The 7,813-nt window shown below is 70.3% G+C and carries 3 protein-coding genes; all 3 read right to left on the bottom strand.

Features of this window, described 5'->3' with window-relative positions; translation table 11 throughout:
• Positions 1-5,755 (bottom strand): filamentous hemagglutinin N-terminal domain-containing protein (locus B0W88_RS27590; RefSeq protein ID WP_158080959.1); only part of this gene is annotated, 5,755 nt, incomplete at its 3' end.
• 11 nt (positions 5,756-5,766) lie between these two features.
• Positions 5,767-7,464 carry a ShlB/FhaC/HecB family hemolysin secretion/activation protein gene (locus tag B0W88_RS27585; RefSeq protein WP_077037770.1) on the bottom strand — a complete coding sequence of 566 codons (1,698 nt, stop codon included), beginning with the start codon at positions 7,462-7,464 and terminating at the stop codon, positions 5,767-5,769.
• A 135-nt stretch (positions 7,465-7,599) separates the two neighbouring features.
• The coding region (locus B0W88_RS27580) for an OmpA family protein (RefSeq protein ID WP_144007005.1) at positions 7,600-7,813 on the bottom strand (214 nt) is incomplete at its 5' end.

Below are 7,813 nucleotides of genomic sequence, written 5' to 3'. Positions count from 1 at the left end.
GCGTCAACGCGCCGCCGACATTGCTCTGCGCCAGCTTGATCGCGTCGGCATTCAGCGTGGCGCTGCCGCTGGTGCCGGCGGTGTTCAGCGACACGGTGTGGCCGTTCAGCAGGTTGGCCTGGGTCAGTGAGATGGTCTGGTTGGCGGTGCTGGTGGTGAAGGTGCTGCCGTCCGCGCCGACCGAGAAGGCGCCGGTCTGGCTGATGCTGCCGGTGTCGGAGACCAGCACCAGCTTGCCCGGCAGGCTGGCGCCGGCGCTTGGCATCTGGATGCTGCCGACGTCCCGCAGGGCCAGATCCTGCTGGGTGCTGAACAGCACGCCCCCGGCCGACAGTCCGGCAATCTGGTTGGCCTGCGTGGACAGGTCGATGCCATGGCCGCTGCCGACGGCGGTGAAGCTGCTGGGCGTGCCGGCGCTGCCGGTGTGGGTCTGGATGACGCCGGTCTGCGTGATGCTGCCGGCGCTGGCCACGGCGGTCAGCCGGCCGCCGATATTGCTGGTGTCGAAGACCAGCGAATCGGCGCTGGTGATGCTGACGTCGCCGCTGCTGTTGCCGGTGGTCAGGCCCACCGACTTGCCGTGCAGCTGGTTGGACAGGCTCAGGTTGATCGCCTGGCCGGTGGTCGTGAAGCTGCTGCCGTCGGCATTGACGCTGAAGGCGGCGTTCTGACCGATCGCGCCGGTGCTGGCGGTGGCGACCAGCTTGCCGCCGACGGTGCTGGCGGCGAACTGGATCGCGTCGGCGGTCAGGGCGGCGTCGCCGCCGCTGTGCAGCGCGACCGTGTGGCCGTTGAGCAGATTGGCCTGGGTCAGCGTGATGGCCTGGCCGGCGGTGCTGGTGGTGAAGCTGCTGCCGTCGGCATTGAGCGTCAGGGCGCCGGTCTGCGTGATCGCGCCGGTGCTGGCGACGAGCGTCAGCGGGCCGCCGACATTGCTGGCCGCGAGCTTGATCGCGTCGGCCGTCAGGCTGGCGCTGCCGCTGGCCCCGCTGGTGTGCAGCGCGACCGTCTTGCCGTTCAGGACGTTGGCCTGCCCCAGCGAGATCGTCTGGTTGCTCGCGCTGGTGGTGAAGCTGCTGCCGTCGGCGCCGACCGTGAAGATGCCGGTCTGGCCGATGCTGCCGGTGTCGGAGACCAGCACCAGCGCGCCGCCCAGGGTGGTGGCCGGCAGCACGATGCTGCCGAGGTTGCGCAGCGACAGGTTCTGCAGCGTGGAGAAGCCATCGGCGCCGCTGGCCAGGCCGGCGAGGTTGTTGGCCTGGCTGCCGAGGTCGATGCTGCCGGTGGGATTGGGCGTGCTGAAGCTGCTGCCGCCGACATGGGTCGTGACCGCGCCGCTCTGGCTGATGCTGCCGTTGGTGGCGGTCGCGAACAGGCGGCCGCCGACGTCGCTGGCCGCGAGTACCAGGCTGGCGCTGGCGGTGATCGAGGCGTCGCCGGCGGCACCGCTGGTGTGCAGCCCGACCGACTTGCCGTTGAGCGTGTTGCCCTGGGTCAGCACGATCGTCTGGTTGGCGGTGCTGGTGGTGAAGCTGCTGCCGTCGGCGCCGACGCTGAACGTGGCGTTCTGCGTGATCGAGCCGGTGGTGGCCGTGGCGACCAGCTTGCCGGCGATCGTGCTGCCGGTGAGCAGCAGGGCGTCCGCTGTCACGCTGACATCGCCGCCGCCGTGCAGCTCGATGTCGTGGCCGTGGAGCTGGTTGCCGGTGTCGGTCAGCGTGATGGCCTGGCCGGCGGTATTGGTGGTGAAAGTACTTCCGTCGGCGCCGATGTCCAGCGCACCGGTCTGGGTGATCGTGCCTGTGGTGGCGACGGCCGTCAGCTTGCCGGCCACGCTGCTGGCGGCGAACTTGATCGCATCGGCGTTGATGGTGGCATCGCCGGCGCTGTGCAGCGCGACGGTCTTGCCGTTCAGCGTGGTGCTGCCCGACAGCGAGATGCCCTTGCCGGCGGTCTGGGTCGTGAAGTCGCTGCCGTCGGCGCCGATGCTCAGTGGGCCGACCTGGGCGACCACGCCGGTGCTGCCGATGGCGACGAACTTGCCGGCGACGGTGGTGGTGCCGAAGATGACCTCGTCGGCCGTCAGGCTGGCATCGCCGCCGCTGAACAGGTTGGCCCAATGGCCGTTCAGCACATTGGCCTGGGTCAGCGTGATGGACTGGCCGGGGGCGCTGGTGGTGAAGGTGCTGCCGTCGGCGCCGATGTTCAGTACGCCGGTCTGGGTGAGGGCTCCGGTGCTGGCGGTGGCCGTCAGCTTGCCGCCGATCGTGCTGGCCGCGAACGCGATCGCGTCGCCGGTGAGGCTGGCGTCGCCACCGCTGTGCAGGGCGATGGTGTTGCCGCCAAGCAGGTTGGCCTGGGTCAGCGTGATCGTCTGGCTGGCGGTGGTGGCGCTGAAATCGTTGCCGTTGCTGCCCAGCGTGAGCACGCCGGTCTGGCTGATGCTGCCGCTGGTGGCGTTGAGCGTCAGCGCGCCGGTGACGCCGCTGGTGGCCAGCTTGATCGAGTCGGCCTTCAGGCTGGCTGCGCCGCTGCTGCCCAGCGCCACGGTCTTGCCCGCCAGCGTGTTGGCCTGGGTCAGCGTGATCGAGGTGCCGCTGAAGCTGTTGCCATCGGCGCCGACGGTGAAGGCCGCACTCTGCGTGATCGCGCCGCCGTCGGAGATCAGCACCAGCTTGCCGGGCAGCGTGACGGCCGGCGCCAGGATCGCGCCCTGGTTGCGCAGCATCAGGTTCTGCGGGGCGGTGAAGGTGTCGGCGCCGGTGGGCAGGCCGGCGAAGCTGTTCGCCTGCGTGGACAGGTCGATGCTGTTGCCGGCGCCGGTGGCGACGAAGCTGCTGCCGGTGGCGCCGGTACTGACCGCGCCGGTCTGCGTGATGCTGCCCGCGCTGGCCGTGGCGTCCAGCTTGCCGCCGATCGAGCTGGCGGCGAACTTCAGAGCCTCGGCCTTGATCGTGGCATCGCCTGCAGTGCCGGTGGTGTTCAGCGACACCGTATGCCCGTTCAAGTGGTTGGCCTGGCTCAGCGTGACCGTCTTCCCGGCCGTGGATGTCGTGAAGCTGCTGCCGTCGGCGCCGACGCTGAAGGCGGCGCCTTGCGTGATGTTGCCGGTGTCGGAAATCAGCACCAGTTTGCCGGCGAGGCTGGCGGCTTCGGACGGCATCACCAAGTCACCCGTCACCCGCAGCGACAGATCGAGCGGGGTGGTGAAACTGACGCCGCCAGTATTCAGTGCGGTGAGGCTGTTCGCCGCACTGCTCAGGTCGATGCTGTTGCCTGCGCCGGTGGCGGTGAAACTGCTGCCGGTGGCGCCGGTGCTGATCGCGCCGGTCTGCGTGATGCTGCCGGCACTGGCGGTGGCCGCAAGCTTGCCGCCGATCGAGCTGGCTGCGAACTTCAGCGCGTCGGCCTTGATCGTGGCATCTCCGGAGGCACCGGTCGTGTTCAGCGAGACCGTGTGGCCGTTCAGCAGGTTGGCCTGGCTGAGCGTGATGGTCTTGCCGGCGGTGGAAGTCGTGAAACTGCTGCCGTCGGCGCCGACGCTGAAGGCGGCGCCCTGCGTGATGTTGCCGGTGTCGGAGATCAGCACCAGCTTGCCGGTCAGGCTCGCCGCCTCGTCGGGCATCACGAGGTTGCCGGTCACGCGCAACGCGAGATCCAGCGGCGTCGTGAAGCTGACGCCCCCGGTGTTCAGCCCGGTCAGGCTGTTGGCCGCGGTGCTCAGGTCGATGCTGTTGCCGGCGCCGGTGGCCGTGAAGCTGCTGCCGTTGCTGCCGGTGCTGAGGGCGCCGGTCTGGGTGATACTGCCGGCGTTGGCGGTTGCCGTAAGGCTGCCGCCGATCGAGCTGGCAGCGAGCTTGATCGCGTCGGCCGAGGTCAGCACCGCGTCGCCGTTGGACCCCGTCGTGCTGAGCGCCACCGAATGGCCGTTCAGGACATTGGCCCGGTTCAGCGTGATGGTTCTGTTGTTGCCCTGGGTGGTGAACGAACTCCCGTCCGCGCCCATCGTGAGCGTCGTGCTGGCCGCCTGCGAGAGATTGCCGCTGCTCAGCGTGACGCTGATCAGGCCGCCGGCATTGATGGTCGGCAGCGCCAGGCCGCTGTCACTGCTCAGCGTGACGTTGGCAGCGCTGAGCGTCGTGGTGCCGCCGCTGAAGCTGATCGCGCCGCTACCCGCTGCCGGCGAACCGCCACCCGTGGTGAAGGTGTGGTTGGCCGCCAGCGTGAGGTCGCCGGTGATCGTGATCGCGGCGCCCACCGAGATGTTCCTGCCGGCATTCAGCGTCAGGCTGTTGGTGGCGCCCGAACTGATGGGCGAGGTGACGCTGATGTCGCGCGACGCTTCCAGTACGACGGCGCCGCTGCCCAGCAGTCCCTGCACCGTGGTCGCCGAGATCTGGCTGGCCGCGGCGGGGAAGTCGTCCCAGCGAAGGGTCTGGGCGGCGAGCACGTCCGGCAGGCCGACGGCGCCGTCCACGTTGTCGGTGGAGCCGATGGTGATGTCCTGCGGATCCAGCAGCAACTGGCCGAGACGCCCCTGCGGCGCCGTCAGGTCCGCCTGCCCGCCGAAGTCCAGGTAGCCCTTCCCTGACACCTCGGCCGAGCCGCCGTTGCCGCCCTGCGGGCCGCCGCGGGCCGAGATCTTGCCGAAGTAGTGGGTCACGTCGTCCGACCAGACCACCACCGTGCCGCCATCGCCATTGCCGAGCGCATCGGCCCTGAGCCTGGCGGTACCCGTCACCCAGGTCTTGCTGGCGTTGTGCTCGGTGCCCTCGCCGTGGAAGCCGCCGCCCAGCTCGATGCTGCCGCCGCCGGTCATGCCGCTGGCGTCGATGCTGCCGGACAGGGCGACCTTGTCGCCCAGCACCGTGGCGCTGCCGCCGTGCTCGCCGGCACCCGTGCCGCTGACGTCGATGCTGCCGGCGACGGTGGTCACGCCGCTGGTGCCGCCGTCGATCACGACGCGGCCGTTCTTCAGGCCCAGCGAGCGGGCCTGCACGATGCCGTCCAGGTTGAGCACCGAGTCGGCGAAGCCGGCGCGGGCCTGCGCGCGCATCTCGGCGGTGCCGCCGTCGGCGTTGAGCTTGCCCAGCATCGTCAGGCGCGCCGGCAGGCCCTCGTCGTTGCGCGGGTTGAAGAAGATCAGGCCGTCACCCTCGACGTCCACCTTCACGCTGGCTACCGCGGCCAGGCCCACTCGCTGGGCGGAGATGCTGCCGGTGACCGTGAGGTCCGGCGCCACCAGCGCCACCGTGCCGCCGGGGGCGTTGATCTCGCCCTCGGCCCGCAGCGCGCCGGGCGTGCTGCCGCCGGGCGTCGTGAGCTGGATGCGGCCGGCCAGGAAGTCGGCGTTGGACAGGGACAGCGTGGTGGCCAGGAAGCCGCCCGCGTCGATGCGCGAGCCGGCGCCGAGGATCACGCCGTTGGGATTGCTGACGAAGACGCGGCCGTTGGCCTGGATCTGGCCCAGGATCAGCGAGGGATCCACGCCCACGACCCGGTTCAGCAGCACCGCGCTGGCGCTGGGCTGCTCCACCTTCAGCAACTCGCCGCTGGCCAGCGAGAAGCTGTTCCAGTCGATGATCGCCTTGCTGCTGGACTGGGCGATGTCCGTGCCGTTGGGCTTGCCGGTGATCGTGGCCTGGCCGGCCACGACGGTGCCGCCCTGCGGCGCGGCGGCGGCGCCGAGCTGCGCGCCCGCAAGGCAGGCGGCAACATAGAGCGTGCGCAGGGGCGGGAGCTTTGTCTTCGTCATCATGGGCTCGCTCAGAAGAACCAGGTGGCTTGCAGGTAGACCCGCGTGCTGGAGGCGTCCGCCACGCTGTCCTTGCCGGACATCGGGGAGGCCACGCTCAGGCGCAGCGCATAGGCGGCCGGCCGGGCCCAGACCAGGGACAGGCCGACGTCGGACAGCCGGGCGGTATTGACATAGGCCGGGTCGCGGGGGATGCGGGTCGAGTCCTTGCGATATCGGATCTGCGCCGCGTCGGCGAATACGCCCAGCACGATCTCCCTCGCCCAGCGGCCGAACCAGGCCTCCGGCGGCAGCCAGCGCAGCTCCAGCGAGGCGATCACGCCGCTGTCGCCGGTGCCGTCGCCGGGTGCGAAGCCGCGCAGGCCGTCGGGGCCGCCGGCGCGGAACTGCTCGGTGGAGTCGAGATTGTTCAGCGACTGCTGGCCGCGCAGGTTCAGGTAGCCCAGCAGCCGGCCCTCGACGATGCTCTGCAGCCGCGAGTAGGCGAAGTTGAACTTGGCGTAGTCGAGGTCGTCGTCCACGCCCGAGGGCAGGCCGCTCGCGGACGCCGGGTATTTCAGCCGGCCCTTGCTGTAGTTCACTTCGAAGGTGTTGACCGCGCCGCCCAGCAGGCTGTCGCGGAAGTCCCCGGTGATACCCAGCACCGCGTCCCGGATCTGCTTGCGGGTGGTGATGCCGGCGATGGTGTCGTCGTAGCGCTTGTCGTCGATCGCGGCCAGCTGGAACAGGTTCAGGTTGCGCGAACGCACCCAGGGGTAGAGCACATAGGTATTGATCGTGCGGCCGTCACCGTACAGGCCCAGCGGGAAGTCCGCCTCGTCGAGCTTGTACTTCAGCGTGGAGACCGAGACGCCGGCCTTCAGCCCGTTGGAACCCAGCGGCGTGTTGTAGCCGATCAGCGCGAAGCGCAGGCCGCCGCCGCCGGAGGCCAGCACCGAGCCGGACACGCTGTCCCCACGGCCCAGCGGACTGTTCCAGTAGCCGGTGGCGCCGAGGCGGAAGCGGCCGATGTAGGTGGAGCCGTTGGCGTCGCCGTCGGCCTTCAGCTCCCAGCGGGAATCCGCCGTCGGCGTGAACTCGAGGATGGCCGTGCCTGGCTGCGTGCCGGGGCGCACTTCGGCCTTGACCGACACGCCGCGCAGGTCGTTGAGCAGGAAGACGACCCGCTCCACGTCCTGCACCTTGAGGATCTCGCCCGGCGTCAGCCGGTCCAGGTAGGCCTGCAGCACCTCGCGCTTGACCGGCAGGCCGTCGCCGCCCTTGAGCACGGCCTTGTCCAGCCGCCCTTCGAGGATCGCGATGTGCACCGTGCCGTCCTGCGGCGCCTGCGCCGGCAGGTAGGCGTAGCCGAGGTAGTAGCCCAGTTCGCTCTGCAGGAAGCGGGTGACGGCGACGGTGGCGTCGACCAGGTCTTCATACGTCCGCGCCTTGCCGACGTAGGCCTCGGTCAGCCGGGGCAGGGCGGCGGCCAGCTTCTCGGGCACCGGGCCGTCGATGACATAACGCTGCACATCGACGGTGAGGGCATCGTCCTGCGGCCGGGCCATCTCCTTGGGCAGCGGGCGCTGGGGGAGCTCCTTCGCATCGGACTCCGGCCGCTGCGGCGCGCGCTGGCGGGCCAGTTCGTCCGGCGTGGGGATGACCGGGGGCGTCGGCGACGCCTGCTGCCCATGCGCGGCCAGCGCCAGACTCAGTCCCAGCAGCCCCAAGGTCGGCCGCCGCAGCGACCCTCGAAAAAACCAGCGAGCACGGCGCATCGAATGGATCCCCCGGCGCGGAGCCGGAAGGGGCCGTCGCGCTTGTTGTTGTCGTTGTTTCAGGGGGCGCTGGAGCGCCCCGTCCGCTTATTCGCGGCTGATCTCGACGCGGCGGTTTTCCGGCGCCTGCGGGCTCAGGCCCGCCTTCGGCCGGTCGGCGCCGACGCCCACGGCGTCCAGCAGGCCCGGGGCCACGCCCTTGTCCACCATGTACTGGCGGGCGGCCTCGGCGCGGCGCTGCGACAGCTCGCGGTTGGCGACCGCGTTGCCGCTGGCGTCGGCGTGGCCTTCCAGGCGCACC

This window comes from Pelomonas sp. KK5, assembly GCF_001984095.1.
Classification (GTDB): Bacteria; Pseudomonadota; Gammaproteobacteria; order Burkholderiales; family Burkholderiaceae_C; genus KK5.
This window is presented reverse-complemented; position numbering and strand designations above follow the sequence as displayed.